Genomic DNA, 15688 nt, shown 5'->3' on the forward strand with positions numbered 1-15688 from the left:
CGTGCCCCTCCGGAACCCCCTCGGCGCCGCCTCCCGCGCCTCTCCCGGCCCGTCCTCACGCTCCTGGAGGGGCCGCCGCGTCCACGGCCTTCATGATGCGTTTGTCCGAGACGGGATACGCCGTGCCCAGCGCGTGCGCGAAGTAGCTGACCCGCAGTTCCTCGATCATCCAGCGGATGTCCCGCGCCGCCTTGGGCACCGGCCGCCCCCTGGGGAACTGCTCCAGCAGCCACAGGTACTCGTCGCGCATCTCGTGCACCTTCGCCATCCGGGTGCGGTCGCGCTCGGCGTTGGAGGGGAGCTGCTGGAGGCGGCGGTCGGCCGCGACGAGATAGCGCAGCAGGTCCGGCAGCCTGGAGGCCCCGTGCAGGGTCACGAACCCCGGGCAGATCAGGGCCGCGAGCTGCTCCTTGACGTCCGTGAGGGACGGCAGCAGCACCGCGCTCTTGATGCCGCGCAGCCGCTGCTCGCACGAGTGCCAAGCCGCCAGCACCTCCTGGACCTGCTTCACCGTCCGCAGGGTGGCGTCGACGAGATCGGCCCGTACCGCGTCGAACAGCTTCTGGTGCGACTCCTCGTCCCAGGCGGGCCCGCCGTGCGCCGCGATGAGGCGGTCCGTCGAAGCCGTGACGCAGTCCTCGAAGAGGGCCTGGACGCTGCCGTGCGGGGAGCGGGAGAGGGCGAGCTTCTGCGGGTTGGACAGCTTGGAGGCGGCGAACTTCGCGGGGTCCGACGGGATGTTGAGCAGGATCAGCCTGCGCGTTCCGGGCCACATGGCCTGACGCTGTTCGGCCTCGGTGTCGAAGAGGCGCACGGACACCGAGTCGCCGTCGTCCACCAGCGCCGGATACGCCTTGACGGGGTGTCCGGCGCGGCGCGTCTCGAAGGTGCGCGGGAGGGTGCCCAGGGTCCAGGTGGTGAGGCCTGTGCGCTGCGAGAGCGGGGACGGCGCGGGGCCCGCGCTCCCGTCGCCCTGAGCGCCCTCTGCGGTCTCCTCGGCCCCCGGAGTGCCCGACGGGCCGCCGGGCGCTCCCGCGGCGTCCTGGGCGCCGCTGCGGCCCCTCCCGCCCCGTTTCTTGCCCTTGCGTGCCTGCTCCCTGGTGGAGGACTCGAAGGCGCGGGTGATGGCGGCCTGGGTCTGGTCCTTGAGCTTGAGCTGGAGCTCCTCCAGATCCTTGGACTCGGCCAGCTTCTTGCGGCGCTCGTCGACGACCCGGAAGGTGATCCGCAGATGGTCGGGCACCTTGCCGAGGTCGAAGTCCTCGGCGGAGACGGGGACGCCGACCATGCGCCTCAGCTCGCGGGCCAGCGTGACCGTCACGGGCTCCTGGAAGGGCGGCGCGCCCTCGCCCGAGGCGGCGGGGAAGGCGGCCAGGAAGCGCTTGGCGAAGTTGGGCGCCGGGACGTAGTGGCGGCGTACGGGCTTGGGCAGGGAGCGGATCAGCTCGGTGACCAGGTCCTCGCGCAGGCCCGGGATCTGCCAGTCGAAGCCCTCGGCCGTGACCTGGTTGAGGACCTGGAGCGGGACGTGGACGGTGACGCCGTCCGCGTCGGCGCCCGGCTCGAACTGGTAGGTGACCTTGAACCGCAGCTCGCCCTGCCACCACACGTCCGGGTAGTCGTCCTTGGAGACCTCGCCGGCCCGCTCGTTGATGAGCATGGACTTCTCGAAGTTGAGCAGGTCCGGGTCCTCGCGGCGCTGCTTCTTCCACCACGCGTCGAAGTGAGCGCCGGAGACGATGTCCTCGGGGACGCGCTGGTCGTAGAAGTCGTAGAGCGTCTCGTCGTCCACGAGGATGTCGCGGCGGCGGGCGCGGTGCTCCAGTTCCTCGACCTCGCCGAGGAGTTTGCGATTGTCATGGAAGAACTGGTGGTGTGTGCGCCAGTCGCCCTCGACCAGCGCGTTGCGGATGAACAGGTCGCGGGAGGTCTCCGGGTCGATCCGCCCGTAGTTGACCTTGCGCTGCGCGACGACGGGGACGCCGTAGAGGGTCACCCGCTCGTACGCCATCACGGCCGCCTGCTTCTGCTCCCAGTGCGGCTCGCTGTACGTGCGCTTGATCAGGTGCTCGGCGAGGGGCTCGATCCACTCGGGCTCGACCTTCGCGTTGACGCGGGCCCACAGCCGCGACGTCTCGACCAGCTCGGCCGACATGATCCAGCGCGGTGCCTTCTTGAAGAGGGCCGAGCCGGGGAAGACCGCGAACTTCGTGCCGCGGGCGCCCAGATACTCGTTCTTCTCGCCCTCCTTGAGCCCGATGTGCGAGAGCAGCCCTGCCATCAGCGACTGGTGGACGCGGTCCGGGTCAGCGTCCTGCTCGTTCAGGGCGATGCCCATGGTCTTGGCGACCTGGCGCAACTGCGTGTAGATGTCCTGCCATTCGCGTATGCGCAGGTAGTTCAGGAACTCGGACTTGCAGGCGCGGCGGAAGGCCGAGGAGGACAGCGCCTTCTGCTGCTCGCGCACGTACCGCCACAGGTTCAGCAGCGCGAGGAAGTCGCTCGTCTCGTCCCTGAACCTGGCGTGCTGCTGGTCCGCCTGCTGCTGCTTGTCCGAGGGCCGCTCGCGCGGGTCCTGGATGGACAGCGCAGCGGCGATGACCATGACCTCGCGGGCACAGCCGTTGCGGTCGGCCTCCAGGACCATACGGGCCAGCCGGGGGTCGACGGGGAGCTGCGCGAGCTTCCTGCCCGTCGGCGTCAGGCGGGCCTTGGGGTCCTTCTGCTTGCCGTCGAGCGCGTGCAGTTCCTCCAGCAACTGGACGCCCGCCTTGATGCTGCGGTGCTCCGGCGGGTCGATGAAGGGGAACTTCTCGATGTCGCCGAGCCCGGCGGCGGCCATCTGGAGGATGACGGAGGCGAGGTTCGTACGGAGAATCTCCGCGTCCGTGAACTCGGGGCGCGAGAGGAAGTCCTCCTCCGAGTACAGCCGGACGCAGATGCCGTCCGACGTACGCCCGCAGCGGCCCTTGCGCTGGTTGGCGCTGGCCTGGCTGACGGGCTCGATGGGGAGGCGCTGGACCTTGGTGCGGTGGCTGTAGCGCGAGATGCGGGCCGTGCCCGGATCGATCACGTACTTGATGCCGGGGACCGTCAGCGAGGTCTCGGCCACGTTCGTGGCCAGCACGATGCGACGGCTCGAGTGGCGCTGGAACACGCGGTGCTGCTCGGCGTGCGAGAGGCGCGCGTACAGGGGCAGGACCTCGGTCCCGGGGAGCTGTTTCTTCTGGAGGGCGTCCGCCGTGTCGCGGATCTCGCGCTCTCCGGAGAGGAACACCAGGATGTCGCCGGGGGCCTCGCGGCGCAGCTCGTCGACGGCGTCGCAGATCGCGGTGACCTGATCGCGGTCGGGGGACTCGCTGTCCTCTTCGAGGAGGGGGCGGTAGCGCACCTCTACGGGATACGTACGGCCCGAAACCTCCACGATCGGGGCATCCCCGAAGTGGCGCGAGAAGCGCTCGGGGTCGATCGTCGCCGAGGTGATGATCACCTTCAGCTCGGGCCGTCTCGGCAGGAGTTGCGCGAGATAGCCGAGCAGGAAGTCGATGTTGAGGCTGCGCTCGTGCGCCTCGTCGATGATGATCGTGTCGTACTGGAGCAGCTCGCGGTCCTGCTGGATCTCGGCGAGCAGGATGCCGTCCGTCATCAGCTTGACCAGGGTGTGCCCCTTGACCTGGTCGGTGAAGCGGACCTTCCAGCCGACGGTCTCGCCCAGCGGCGAGTTCAGCTCGTCGGCGACGCGCTCGGCGACCGTGCGGGCCGCGATGCGGCGCGGCTGGGTGTGGCCGATGACGCCGTGGATGCCACGGCCCAGCTCCATGCAGATCTTGGGGATCTGCGTCGTCTTCCCCGAGCCCGTCTCGCCCGCGACGATCACGACCTGGTTGTCGCGTATCGCCTCCAGGATCTCGTCCTTCTTCTGGCTGACGGGCAACTGCTCGGGATACGTGATCCGGGGCACGGCCTCGCGCCGCGACTCGACCCGCAGCTCGGACTCGTCCATCGCGGCGGCGATCTCGGACAGCACGGCGGCCCGTGCCTCGGGCTTGCGGATCCTCCGCGCGCCGTCGAGACGGCGGCCCAGCCGCTGCCGGTCGCGCAGCATCAGCTCGGGCAGGCGCTCGCGCAGGGCGCCGGGAGCACCGGGAGCACCGGGAGCACCTTGAGCGTCGGGGGAAGGAGGCGTGGAAGTCGACATACCTGATCCAGGATCGCACCTCCCCGAATCGACTGGCGAACGAATTGCCCGGCGACGGGGGGACGGGCGGGGTTGTACGGGTGCGCTGCGGGGGGTTGCGGGGCGGGGGTGGGGCGGGCCCGGAGCGATGCGGGGGCGTCCCCTGGGTGCGGGGTGGCGGGGTGCCTGGCAGCACGGCCTGGCCTCTTCTGCGTAGGCTGGCCCGTAAACCCAGCACAGCCAGCGCGAGAGGTTCCGGAGGTTTCGCCGTCATGACCCGCAGCAGCACGCGGAGCCGCTCGACGGCCGTCGTGCTCGTGGGGCTGCTGGTGGCGCTGTGCGCCCTGTTGACGCCGAAGGCGTCGGCCACGGGGTCCTCCGGACAGGGCGCGTCCGGTGCCGTCGCCTCTGGTGCGGTCACCTCTGGCGCCGTCGCATCCGAAACCTCCGGCGCCGCTGGATCCGCCGGAACCGCTGTCCTGGCCGACGGCGCTGACAAGGCGCCCCACGACCCCGGCGCCCCGGGGTGCCACCGCTCGCAGGGCGGCGACGGCTCCCTCCCCGCGACCCGTGGCGGCGCCCCGCAGAGCCAGCCGCTGGTGCTCAGCGAGTGCCCGCTGCCCGCGTCGCACAGCGCGCTCGACGCGGCCCACGCCCGCCCGCCCGTGCGCGGGCCCTCTCCGCTGGCGCCGCCCACTCCCGTCGGCCTCTCCGTCCTGCGCGTGTAGAAGCGCCGGGGGGCTCGTGACGCATGCCCGTACGCGGGTCACGTCGCCCTGTCCTCCCCGGATCCGTCAGCCGTCAGCGCAGCTCAGCGCGGCTCAGCGCGGCTTTCCTCGCCTCTCTCCGCTTCTCACGCTCAGGAGACCCGTATGTCCAAGTCCTCCTCTCCTTCCCCCTCGCCCTCCCCTTCCCGTACGCCGTCCCGTCCCGGCTCCCGCAAGGGCGTCGTCATCGGCGTGATCGTCGCCGTGGTCGCGCTGCTGGCCGGGTGGCTGTCGCAGTTCGCCGTCCAGGGCGGTGGCGGAGCCTCGGGCAACGGCGGCAACGCCACCGTCGAGTCGGACGACTCCGCCTCCGGCGGCTCGCCCGAGCTGATGGCGCTCGCCAGGCGGGCCGACGGCGACCCGTTGGCGATGGGGAAGAAGGACGCGCCGGTCGTGATGATCGAGTACGCGGACTTCGGCTGCTCCTTCTGCGGCAAGTTCGCCAGGGACACCGAGCCGAAGCTCGTGAAGGAGTACGTCGAGGCGGGCGTGCTGCGCATCGAGTGGCGCAACTTTCCCATCTTCGGCAAGGGCTCCGAAGAGGCGGCGCTCGCGGGGTGGGCCGCGGGCCAGCAGGGCCGCTTCTGGCAGTTCCACGAGGCCGTCTACGCGGACGAGAAGGCCAAGGAGAAGGGGTTCGGCGAGAAGCGGCTGCGGGCCTTCGCGAAGCAGGCGGGCGTGCCCGACCTGGACCGCTTCGACCGCGACCGCGAGAGCAGCGCGGCCCAGAAGGCGCTCGGCCGCGACCAGGAGGAGGGCTACGGGCTCGGCGCCAGCAGCACCCCCGCCTTCCTCGTCAACGGCGAGCCGATCGCCGGAGCCCAGCCCGACGAGGTGTTCACGGACGCGATCGAGCGCGCCGCGAAGGCGGCGAAGGAGAAGAAGGAGCCGAAGGAGTCGAAGGGCACGGACGCGAAGACCGGCGACGAGGACAAGGGCGAGGACAAGGGCGAGGACAAGGGCGAGGGCGAGGGCGGGAGCGATAAGGGGAAGGACCAGTGACCGACGTCGGCTACCTCGCCGCCTTCCTCGGCGGCCTGCTCGCCCTGCTCAGCCCGTGCAGCGCCCTGCTGCTCCCGGCCTTCTTCGCGTACTCCATCGACTCGACGGGCAGGCTCGTCGCCCGTACGGGTGTCTTCTACCTCGGCCTCGCCACCACCCTCGTCCCCCTTGGCGCCGCGGGCTCGTACGCCGGACGCCTCTTCTACGGGCACCGCGACATCCTCGTCTCCGTCGGCGGCTGGCTGATCATCGCGCTCGGCGTCCTCCAGATCCTGGGCATGGGCTTCGCGCCGCGGAAGCTGCGGGAGGTCTCGGGCCGTATCAGGCCCACCACGGCCCTCTCCGTCTACGCGCTCGGCGCGGTCTACGGCCTCGCCGGGTTCTGCGCCGGGCCCATCCTCGGCAGCGTGCTGACGGTGGCCGCCGTGAGCGGCAACCCCTTCTACGGGGGGCTGCTGCTGGCGGTGTACGCGCTGGGCATGGCAGTGCCCCTGTTCCTGCTCGCGCTGCTGTGGGACCGGCTCGACCTGGGCCGCAGGCGCTGGCTGCGGGGCAGGGAACTGCACGCGGGACGGTTGCGGCTGCACACCACCTCGCTGCTGTCCGGGGGCTTCTTCATCCTGCTCGGCGCCCTGTTCCTCGCCTACGACGGCACGTCGGCGCTGCCGGGGCTGCTCGACGTGGACAGCGCGTTCGCGGCCGAGCGCTGGGCGGAACGCGCCGGGAACGCGGTGCCCGACGCCCTCCTGCTGGCCGGTATCGGAGTGGGCGTGGCGGCGGTGGCGCTCGGCCGCTGGGGCTGGCGGCGGCGACGGAGCGGGGCCGCCCGCACGGACCCGTAACCCCTCACCTGTCATCCGCCATCCGCACCGCTTCCATGAGAAAAGGTGCGAAGCCGGACTTAATGTGACGTTCATGAGCGAGCAGCACCACCCTCCCCACGGAGCACATGGACGCCGGCCCGCCAGGGGCGCCGCATGGCGGACGTTCAAGGAGTCGCCGTTCTTCCCCGCGACGGTGCTGGTGCTGATCGTCGCGGCGGCGGCGGGCCTCTTCGCCGGTTCGTACACCTACGCCATGGCCGACCCGACCCCGCACCACATCCCCATGGCCGTGGTCGGCACCGTGGACAGCCAGCGGGAGGCCCGCGCCTTCACCGCAGGGATGGAGAAGGCGCTGGGCTCCTCGCTGGAGGTGCGCCGCTATCCGACGGACGAGAAGGCCGAGCAGGCCGTCGAGGCGCAGGAGGTCTTCACCGTCCTCCGGGTGGAGAAGAAGGGGCGCGTGGAGATGGACATCTCCAGCGCCTCGGGCGCCTCCGTCGCGCAACTGCTGGAGAAGGCCGGCCCGAAGGTGGGCAAGGCCGTGGGCGTGGACGTGACGGTGAAGGACCTCAAACCGCTGGCCAAGGGCGACCCGCGCGGCCTGGCGATCTTCTACATCTCCCTCGCGGCCGTGATCATCGGCTTCGTCGGCGCCATCCAGCTCAGCGTCCACGCCCGCGCCCTCAACCCGCCAGAACGCATCGCCTTCACCGTCGCCTACGCGCTGCTCGGCGGCTTCGTGATCGCCGCGATCGTGGACTGGGGGCTGGACGCGGTACAGCTCCCCTTCGTGCAGTCCTGGCTGATCCTGGCGCTGACGATGTTCACGTCGGGCATGGTTTTCACCATGTTCAACACGCTCTTCGGGCGCTGGGCGATGATCCCCACCTGGGGCCTGATGGTGCTGCTGGGCAACCCCTCGTCGGGCGGCGCGGTCTCCTGGCCCCTGCTCCCCTCGGTCCTGGGCACGATCGGCCGCTGGCTCCCCCCTGGCGCCTCGGTCAACGCCCAGCACACGGCCGTCTACTTCCCCGGCTACCAGCACATCCAGCCCTACCTGGTACTGGCCGCGTGGGCGGTGGCCTCCTGCACCGTCTTCTGGCTCTGGCGCCACCGCCACCCGGGCGGCCGCCCCAAGGGCGGGGTTCACGCGGAGGGGTGAGGGGGCGGGGCTGTTGCGGTTATTTCGAATATTGCGGATACTGCTACTAGTCGGGTAGTGCCGACCGTGACGAAGGGATCTCCCGCACCACCTACCGCACATAGGGGCGCGCATATGTCCAAGATCGGTGTTCGTCCGGTGAAGCTCCCGGACGATAAGCAGGAAACCGCGAACCATGCCTTCGTAAGGGTTCGGTCGTATCTGGCGGAACACCAGAGTGCGTCCCAGGTCAAGGTCAGCGTTCAGGACGCCGGTGATCGTGAACCCCTGACTCTCCCCCGCGAGGCCGTTGAACTCCTCGCCTCGCTCCTCGCTCACCTCGGCGCGGGCCGGGCCGTGTCCATCGTTCCATCCGATGCCGAACTCACCACTCAGCAGGCCGCTGACCTGCTCAATGTGTCCCGGCCCTTCCTCATCGGCCTGTTGGACGCAGGAGAGATCGAGTACCGGACCGTTGGCACGCACCGCAGAATCACCGCGTCGTCCCTGCTGGAGTATCAGCGCAAGGACGATCATCGTCGTCGGCTGGTGGCCGACGAACTCACGCAGCTCGGCCAGGAGATGGGACCGATCTAGGGCATGGCCTTCACTGCCGTCTACGATGCCAATGTCCTGTATCCGAGCACCCTGCGTGACGTTCTTATCCGCGTGGCACAGGTCGGCCTCGTGCAGGCGAAGTGGACGGACCAGATCCTCGACGAGACCTTCCGTAATCTCAAGAAGAACCGGCCCGACATCGACCCGCACAAGCTGGACCGGACGCGGGAGCTGATGTCGGGTGCGGTTCGGGATGTGCTGGTCAAAGGGCACGAGCCGCTGATCGAGGTGCTCGATCTGCCCGACCCTGATGACCGACACGTCCTTGCCGCCGCCATTCGGGCGAAAGCGCAGGTCATCGTCACATTCAATCTGAGCGACTTTCCAGCGGAGAAGTTATCGGTGTGGGACGTGCAGGCCGTCCACCCGGACGCGTTCATCGAAGCGCAAGTGGATCTCTCGCCCCAGTTGGTGTTCGTGGTGCTGACGCAGATTGCGGATGCCCGGAAGAGCCCGCCGAACGCCGTGGTCGCAGACGTGATCGCCTCGCTGGAGAGGGAAGGGCTGGTCGGGTCAGCCGCGGCGCTGCGGGCCCTGGCCTGAGCTCCCGTGTGCATGGCGTCGATGTCGCGTGTCGCGCACAGCAAGAAGCCCCGGACGGGGATCCCGTCCGGGGCTTTCTGCTGTCCACGCGGTGTGGCTGGGGCCGGGGTCGAACCGGCGACCTTCCGCTTTTCAGGCGGACGCTCGTACCAACTGAGCTACCCAGCCGCAGCGGTCCTGACGGGATTTGAACCCGCGGCCTCCACCTTGACAGGGTGGCGAGCACTCCAAACTGCTCCACAGGACCTTGCGTTGTGCGAGACAAGTCTCGCACAGGATGGTGCGTGCCCCCAACGGGATTCGAACCCGTGCTACCGCCTTGAAAGGGCGGCGTCCTGGGCCACTAGACGATGAGGGCTGATGGCCCACCTGGGCGCTTCCTCTTCGCTCAGTCAGCGCCGTCGGGGACGTGAGAAGCATATGGGATACCGAGGGGGATCGCCAAAACGGTTAACGGGAGCCGCTGGGGGAGGGGGTCGGGGAGGAGCCGGGTTCGACGTCTTCGGGGAGGTGGCGGGAGACCTCGGCCGTCGAGAGGCCCAGGCCGCCCAGGGTGATCTCGTCCCACGCCTGGAGCCTGTCCTTGTCGCGGTCCAGGTAGAGGACGGACGCCTCGACCTGCTGCGGCTCGTCGCCCTCCACCGCGCGCAGCCCGCCGCCCCCCGTGGTGCCCTGGACCATCAGCCGGGTCCCCTGGGGCAGGACCTTGTTGTCGCGCTGGTGGGTGTGGCCCGCCAGGGCGAGAGGGACCAGCCCGTCGGCCTGCTCGGCGAGCACGGGGTTGTGGCCGACGGCGATGTCGACGGGCGTGCCTGCTGCCTTCTGGGCGCGCAGGCCGACCGCCAGGTCCTTGCCCGCCTTCTCCTCCGACGGGTCGCCCTCGGGCACCACCGAGCGGTCCGGGGTGAACTGCGGATCGCCCCAGCCCGCGAGGCGCAGCCCGGCGACATCGACCGGGACGCCGTTGTCGAGGACGTGGACCTCGTTGGCGTCGCCGCCCTTCTCGCGTGCGCGGCGGCTGTCGTCGGCCAGCTTCTCGAAGGCCTTCTGGGTGGTGGCCGAGTCGTGGTTGCCGCGCGCCCAGACGTACGGCGCTCCCAGGTCGGGGATCGGCTCCAGGAAGCCGTTCTCGGCGGCCGTGCCGTGGTCCATGGTGTCGCCGGAGTCGATGATCACGTCGATCTCGTACTGGTCCACCAGGGACTCGATGATGCGCCAGGCGGCCGGGTTCAGATGGATGTCCGAGACGTGCAGGACGCGGGTGGTGGTCGGGTCGGGCTGGTACGTGGGGAGGGTGGAGGTCGTCTCGTAGAGCTTGGAGACGTTGGTGACCAGGCGGGCCAGCTCCTGCTGGTAGACGTCGAAGTCGGTGACGATGCTGCGCGCGTTGCCGACGACGGACGGTGCGCTCGCCAGCAGCCCGGAGAACTTCGGCTCCAGGACGGACTTCGGGTTCCACGTCGCCAGCGCCGTACCGCCGGAGACCGCGAGCAGCGTCAGTGCGAGGCCGCCCGCGGCGAGGGCGCGGCGCGGGCGGCGGTAGACGGCGAGGCCGAGGGCCGTGGCCCCCAGGACGACGGCGACGGCCGAGCGCAGCGCGAGCCCGAGGGTGCCGGAGCGCACGTCGGAGGCGATCTCCTCCTGGAGGCCCTCTATCCGCTCCGGGTGGTCCACGAGGGCGGTGGCGCGCTCCTGGTCGAGCTGGTCGACGTCGACGTCGAGCCGGATGGGCGCGTAGTGGCTGCGCAGCTCCAGGGCGCCGAGCGGCGAGACGTTGATCTTGGTGCCCCCGGTGAGGGAGGGGCGCAGGGTCATGGTGGTGTCCATGGGGCCCACGGGCGTGCGGACGTTGCCGACGATCAGCAGCCCGAGCCAGGCGCCCAGCAGCACGACGGCGACGAGGCCCAGCGAGCGCCAGTACGGGTGCGGGGTGTGGGCCAGTTGGGCGGTGGGCGCGATGTGGTGGGAGCGGTAGCGGCGGAGCAGGGGGTCCGCGAGCCGCCGCGAGCGGAGCGCGGCGGTCACGACGGGCGCTGCGGCGGCCCTGGCGGCGGCGGTCCTGGCGGCGGCAGCGGCGGCAGTGGCGGCGCGGCGCAGGTGGCGCGGGGTGCGGGGGCGTCGTGTGCGGGGGTGACGGGGGCGGCGAGGGTGGCGAGAGTGGAGCGGATTGCCCGGCTTGTTGTCTTCGCTGGCTTCGCTGGCCATGTGGCCCCGTATGCCCCTGGGGCGGTGCGACTATGCGCCGTGGCCGTACCGTCGCGGCTCTCCGGAGGCGGCGGTACGGGGTGCCCATGCGCGAGCGGGGTGCGGTGGCCGACAATGGCCGGGTGCAGGAGATGACGCGCGAGGAGTTCGAGGAACTGGTGGCGCAGGCGCTCGACCGGATTCCGCCCGAGCTGACGAGGCTCATGGACAACGTCGCGGTGTTCGTCGAGGACGAGCCCCCGGCCGAGGACCCCGAGCTGCTCGGCCTCTACGAGGGGACCCCGCTCACCGAGCGGGGCGAGTGGTACGCCGGTGTGCTGCCGGACCGGATCACGGTCTACCGCGGGCCGACCATGCGCATGGTCGAGGCCGAGGGAGGCGATCACGAGCTGGTGGTGGCCGAGGTCGAGGTGACCGTGGTCCACGAGATCGCCCACCACTTCGGCATCGACGACGAACGGCTGCACGCCCTGGGGTACGGGTGAGCTCGCGGGACGGCGGGGGCGGACGGGGCGGCGGGGGTGGCCGGTACACCCACGGCGCGGCGCGTGACGGGAAGGCGCTCGCCGAGACCGAGGAGGCGGTGGACGCCGACGTCGATCTGCACGTCCCCGCCCACCGCGCCGAGACCGCCAGGGGCCGCGTCCGGCCCGTGCTCGGTGTCATCGCGGCGGGCGGCGCGCTGGGCGCCGTCGCGCGCTACGCGGTGTCGCTGGCCCTCCCCGCCGGCGCGGGCGGCTTCCCGTGGGGGATCTTCCTGGTCAACGTCGTGGGCTGCGCCCTCATCGGGGTGCTGATGGTGCTGGTGAGCGAGCGCGACCGTGACGCGCGTACGCATCCGCTGGTCAGGCCGTTCCTCGGGGTGGGGGTGCTGGGCGGCTTCACGACGTTCTCGACGTACGCGGTCGACGCGGCCCGCCTGCTGGAGCGCGGCCCGCCGGCGGAGGGCCCCGCGCGGGCCGGGACGGCGCTCGCGTATCTGGCCGGGACGCTGGTGGCCGCGCTGGCCGCGGTGTGGCTGGCCGCCGTGGTCACGCGCACCGCGCTGGACCGGCGCGCGGGCCGTCGCGGACCGGCCTCTCCCGACGCGCCGCAGGGGCGTACGGAGCAGCGCGCCGCCAAGGGGGCGGCGGCACGGTGACCTGGCTGCTCATCGTCGTGGGGGGCGCGCTCGGCGCCCCGCTCCGCTACCTCGCCGACCGCGCCGTGCAGACGCGCCACGACTCCGTCTTCCCCTGGGGCACGTTCGCCGTCAACGCGGCGGGCAGCCTGGTGCTGGGCGGGCTGACGGGCGCGGCGAGCGTGGGCGGCGCCGGGTCGGGGACGATGGCGCTGCTGGGCACGGGGCTGTGCGGCGCGCTGACCACGTACTCGACCTTCTCGTACGAGACACTGCGGCTCGCCGAGCGCGGCTGGCGGTTCCTCGCGCTGGCGAACGCGGTCGCCTCCGTCCTCGTCGGACTGGGCGCGGTCTTCCTCGGACTGACCCTCGCGCGTGACCTGTTGGGGTGACGGGGAGTTGGGCACTGCGCCCACTCGGCCGAACGCCCGCGCCTGGAGGTCCCCCATCGTGCGCCGTTTCCGTCCTGTCCCCGCCGCCTCTGCCACCACCGCCGTGCTCAAGGCGACGGCGGGCGCCCTGATACTCGCGAGCGTGAGCGGCTGCATGACCGTCCACGGCTCCGGCGGGCACGGCCAGGACGGTGCGACGCCCGGCGGGCGCGGCGGAGGCACGAGCAGCGCGGGGGAGCCCGCGCCCGACGGCGGGGTCGCCGAGACCGGGCACGAGCGGTTCGACGACGGCAAGGGCGGGAAGCGCGGCAAGGGCGGCAAAGGCCGCTCGGGCAAGGGGCGCGGCAAGGGCGAACGCGACGGCTCGGGCAAGGACGGGGACGCCCGTGACGGCTCGGGCTCGCGGGGCGGCGCGGACGCGGGGGCGCGGCCCTCCTCCGAGGTCCCGCCCCGCGCCACCTACCCCAACAGGCCGCCGGACTCCGGCACTTCGGGCACCTCAGGCGGCGGCTCCGGCTCCGGGTCCGGCTCTGGCTCGGGTGGCGGATCGCCGACGGCCACGCCGACACGCGCGCCCGAGCCCCCGAGCCCGAGCCCCACGCGTACGGACGACCCGCCGCCCCCGGACTCCGGCGACAGGGCGGGCGGCGGCGGCTCCTCCTCCCCGGCCTGAGCGCGACGGGAGGGGCGTCGGAGACGAGCGGAGGCGGCAGCGACGGCGGAGGAGACGGAGCACACGGAGGACGGGGAGATCGTCATTTGCGCCTTGTGCCGTGGGGTGCGTATGCTGGTAGATCGTTTGATCCCATTTGCCCGGCGCCCACATCAGAGCGCGCCGTGTGGCGCGTTTCCTGCCTGACCGTGGCTGACCGCATTGAGGCGGTCGTTTGCGAATTCACGGAGTCTGGGCACGTGCCGATGACTCCGAGAGGTTCGTTTTTCGCATGTCTGTTGCCACCCCCGACGCCGTCCTGCCCGAGGACGAGGAGACCGTCACCTTCGGTGATCTGGGTCTCCCCGAGCAGGTCGTACGCAAGCTCGCCCAGAACGGCGTCACCACCCCCTTCCCCATCCAGGCCGCGACGATCCCGGACGCGCTGGCGGGCAAGGACATCCTCGGCCGCGGCCGTACCGGCTCCGGCAAGACCCTCTCCTTCGGTCTGCCGCTGCTGGAGCGCCTGACCAAGGGCCGTACGGAGCGCAAGCGCCCCCGCGGCGTCATCCTCACCCCCACCCGCGAGCTGGCGATGCAGGTCTCCGACGCGCTCCAGCCGTACGGTGACGTGCTCAGCCTCAAGCTCAAGGTCGTCTGCGGCGGCACGTCGATGGGCAACCAGATGTCGGCGCTGGAGCGCGGCGTCGACATCCTCGTCGCCACCCCGGGCCGCCTGCGCGACCTGATCAACCGCGGCGCCTGCTCCCTCGACGACGTCGAGGTCGCCATCCTCGACGAGGCCGACCAGATGGCCGACCTCGGCTTCATGCCCGAGGTCACCGAGCTGCTGGACCTGGTGCCCAAGGGCGGCCAGCGGATGCTCTTCTCCGCGACGATGGAGAAGGAGATCGACTCCCTGGTCAAGCGCTACCTCACCGAGCCGGTCGTCCACGAGGTCGACGCCGCACAGGGCGCCGTCACGACGATGACCCACCACGTGCTCGTCGTGAAGCCGCGCGACAAGGCCCCGGTGACCGCGGCCATCGCCGCGCGCAAGGGCCGCACGATCATCTTCGTCCGCACCCAGCTCGGCGCCGACCGCATCGCGGAGCAGCTGCGCGAGTCGGGCGTCCGCGCCGACGCGCTGCACGGCGGCATGACCCAGGGCGCGCGCACCCGCACCCTCGCCGACTTCAAGGAGGGCAAGGTCAACGCGCTGGTCGCGACGGACGTCGCCGCGCGCGGCATCCACGTCGACGGCATCGACCTCGTCCTGAACGTCGACCCGGCCGGGGACCACAAGGACTACCTGCACCGTTCGGGCCGTACAGCGCGCGCGGGCCAGTCCGGCACCGTCGTCTCGCTCGCGCTGCCGCACCAGCGCCGCCAGATCTTCCGGCTGATGGAGGACGCGGGCGTCGACGCCTCGCGCCACCTCATCGGCCGCGGCGACGTCTTCGACGAGGACGTGGCCCGCATCACCGGCGCCCGCTCGCTCACCGAGGTGCAGGCCGAGTCGGCCGCCAACTCGGCCAAGCAGGCGGAGCGCGAGGCGCTTCAGCTCACGCGTCAGCTGGAGCGTGCGCAGAAGCGCGCGACGGAACTGCGCGAGGAGTCGGAGCGCCTGACGGCGCGCGCGGCGCGCGAGCGCGGCGACGACCCCGAGACCGCCGTTGCCGAGGCCCAGGCGGCCCTGGCCGCCGAGGTCGAGGCGGAGGCCGAGGAGGAGCTGCGCCGCGAGCAGCGCAGGGAAGAGCGCGAGCGGCGCGAGGCGCAGCGCGGCGACCGCGGTGACCGTGGTGAGCGCGGCGGCGACCGTGGCGACCGTCGTGGCGACCGCCCGTCCTACAACCGCGACCGCGGCGGTGACCGCGGCGACCGCGGCGGGTACCGCCGTGACGACCGTCGCGACGGTGACCGTGGCGGCGACCGCGGCGGCTTCCGCCGTGACGACCGCCCGTCGTACAACCGCGACCGCCGCGACGGCGAGCGTGGCGGTGACCGCGGCGGCTTCCGTCGCGACGACCGCCCGTCGTACAACCGCGACCGCCGCGACAACAACCGCTCGCACGAGCAGCGCCGCCCGTCGGGCCGCCACGACGACCACCGGGGCGGCGACCACCGTGGCAGCGGACGCCCCCTTGAGCGCCGCACGGACAAGCCGCGCTGGAAGCGCAACGGCTGACACCCGTCCTCGAAGGTGAATGCCTTCGAGATGCGGCAGACCAGCGGGCTATGCTGCTG

At 71.6% G+C, this 15688-nt stretch carries 13 protein-coding genes and 3 tRNA genes; 11 read left to right on the forward strand and 5 right to left on the reverse strand.

Going from position 1 to position 15688, the window contains the following annotated elements; all coding sequences use genetic code 11:
- Positions 1-55: 55 nt before the first annotated feature.
- Positions 56-4198 (reverse strand): ATP-dependent RNA helicase HrpA, encoded by a 4143-nt coding sequence (gene hrpA / locus ACWGJ2_RS29730; protein WP_453349362.1) that lies wholly within the window; start codon positions 4196-4198, stop codon positions 56-58.
- Between the two features lie 251 nt (positions 4199-4449).
- On the opposite strand from hrpA, the gene ACWGJ2_RS29735 reads away from it, so the two are divergent.
- The 6 genes from ACWGJ2_RS29735 to ACWGJ2_RS29760 all read left to right on the forward strand — a co-directional run bounded on the left by ACWGJ2_RS29735 (position 4450) and on the right by ACWGJ2_RS29760 (position 9072).
- The gene (locus tag ACWGJ2_RS29735) at positions 4450-4905 is read left to right on the forward strand and encodes a hypothetical protein (protein WP_453349363.1); all 456 of its coding nucleotides are present in this window, start codon (positions 4450-4452) and stop codon (positions 4903-4905) included.
- 144 nt (positions 4906-5049) lie between these two features.
- Positions 5050-5946, forward strand: a complete 897-nt coding sequence (locus tag ACWGJ2_RS29740; RefSeq protein ID WP_453349364.1) for a DsbA family protein — start codon at positions 5050-5052, stop codon at positions 5944-5946.
- Positions 5943-6788, forward strand: coding sequence for a cytochrome c biogenesis CcdA family protein (locus ACWGJ2_RS29745; protein WP_453349365.1), 846 nt, complete (start codon positions 5943-5945; stop codon positions 6786-6788). The genes ACWGJ2_RS29740 and ACWGJ2_RS29745 overlap by 4 nt, the downstream gene beginning before the upstream one ends.
- A 73-nt stretch (positions 6789-6861) precedes the next feature.
- Positions 6862-7932, forward strand: a complete 1071-nt coding sequence (locus tag ACWGJ2_RS29750) for an ABC transporter permease (protein WP_453349366.1) — start codon at positions 6862-6864, stop codon at positions 7930-7932.
- Positions 7933-8046: 114 nt separating this feature from the next.
- Positions 8047-8508, forward strand: coding sequence for a helix-turn-helix domain-containing protein (locus ACWGJ2_RS29755; protein WP_453349367.1), 462 nt, complete (start codon positions 8047-8049; stop codon positions 8506-8508).
- Positions 8509-8511: 3 nt separating this feature from the next.
- Complete coding sequence (locus ACWGJ2_RS29760) at positions 8512-9072, forward strand: PIN domain-containing protein (protein ID WP_453349368.1); 561 nt, start codon at positions 8512-8514, stop codon at positions 9070-9072.
- Between the two features lie 94 nt (positions 9073-9166).
- Here the strand turns inward: ACWGJ2_RS29760 and ACWGJ2_RS29765 are convergent.
- The 4 genes from ACWGJ2_RS29765 to ACWGJ2_RS29780 all read right to left on the reverse strand — a co-directional run bounded on the left by ACWGJ2_RS29765 (position 9167) and on the right by ACWGJ2_RS29780 (position 11277).
- Positions 9167-9240: transfer RNA gene (locus tag ACWGJ2_RS29765), tRNA-Phe, on the reverse strand.
- Positions 9241-9244: 4 nt separating this feature from the next.
- A tRNA-Asp gene (locus tag ACWGJ2_RS29770) sits at positions 9245-9319 on the reverse strand.
- A 38-nt stretch (positions 9320-9357) separates the two neighbouring features.
- Positions 9358-9430, reverse strand: a tRNA-Glu gene (locus tag ACWGJ2_RS29775).
- Positions 9431-9522: 92 nt separating this feature from the next.
- Positions 9523-11277, reverse strand: coding sequence for a metallophosphoesterase family protein (locus tag ACWGJ2_RS29780; RefSeq protein WP_453349369.1), 1755 nt, complete (start codon positions 11275-11277; stop codon positions 9523-9525).
- A 122-nt stretch (positions 11278-11399) separates the two neighbouring features.
- On the opposite strand from ACWGJ2_RS29780, the gene ACWGJ2_RS29785 reads away from it, so the two are divergent.
- The 5 genes from ACWGJ2_RS29785 (at position 11400) to ACWGJ2_RS29805 (ending at position 15629) form a co-directional block, all read left to right on the forward strand.
- Positions 11400-11762 carry a metallopeptidase family protein gene (locus ACWGJ2_RS29785; protein ID WP_453349409.1) on the forward strand — a complete coding sequence of 121 codons (363 nt, stop codon included), beginning with the start codon at positions 11400-11402 and terminating at the stop codon, positions 11760-11762.
- A gap of 116 nt (positions 11763-11878) precedes the next feature.
- A complete protein-coding gene (crcB, locus tag ACWGJ2_RS29790) occupies positions 11879-12418 on the forward strand; it encodes a fluoride efflux transporter CrcB (RefSeq protein ID WP_453349410.1) in 540 nt (179 codons plus the stop codon).
- Positions 12415-12789: a fluoride efflux transporter CrcB gene (gene crcB / locus ACWGJ2_RS29795; protein WP_453349370.1), complete on the forward strand. Its 375-nt coding sequence runs from the start codon at positions 12415-12417 to the stop codon at positions 12787-12789. The genes crcB (ACWGJ2_RS29790) and crcB (ACWGJ2_RS29795) overlap by 4 nt, the downstream gene beginning before the upstream one ends.
- Positions 12790-12847: 58 nt before the next feature.
- Complete coding sequence (locus tag ACWGJ2_RS29800; protein ID WP_453349371.1) at positions 12848-13462, forward strand: hypothetical protein; 615 nt, start codon at positions 12848-12850, stop codon at positions 13460-13462.
- 271 nt (positions 13463-13733) lie between these two features.
- The gene (locus ACWGJ2_RS29805; protein WP_453349372.1) at positions 13734-15629 is read left to right on the forward strand and encodes a DEAD/DEAH box helicase; all 1896 of its coding nucleotides are present in this window, start codon (positions 13734-13736) and stop codon (positions 15627-15629) included.
- Positions 15630-15688 lie beyond the last annotated feature (59 nt).

It is taken from the genome of Streptomyces sp. NPDC054796 (genome assembly GCF_053611545.1).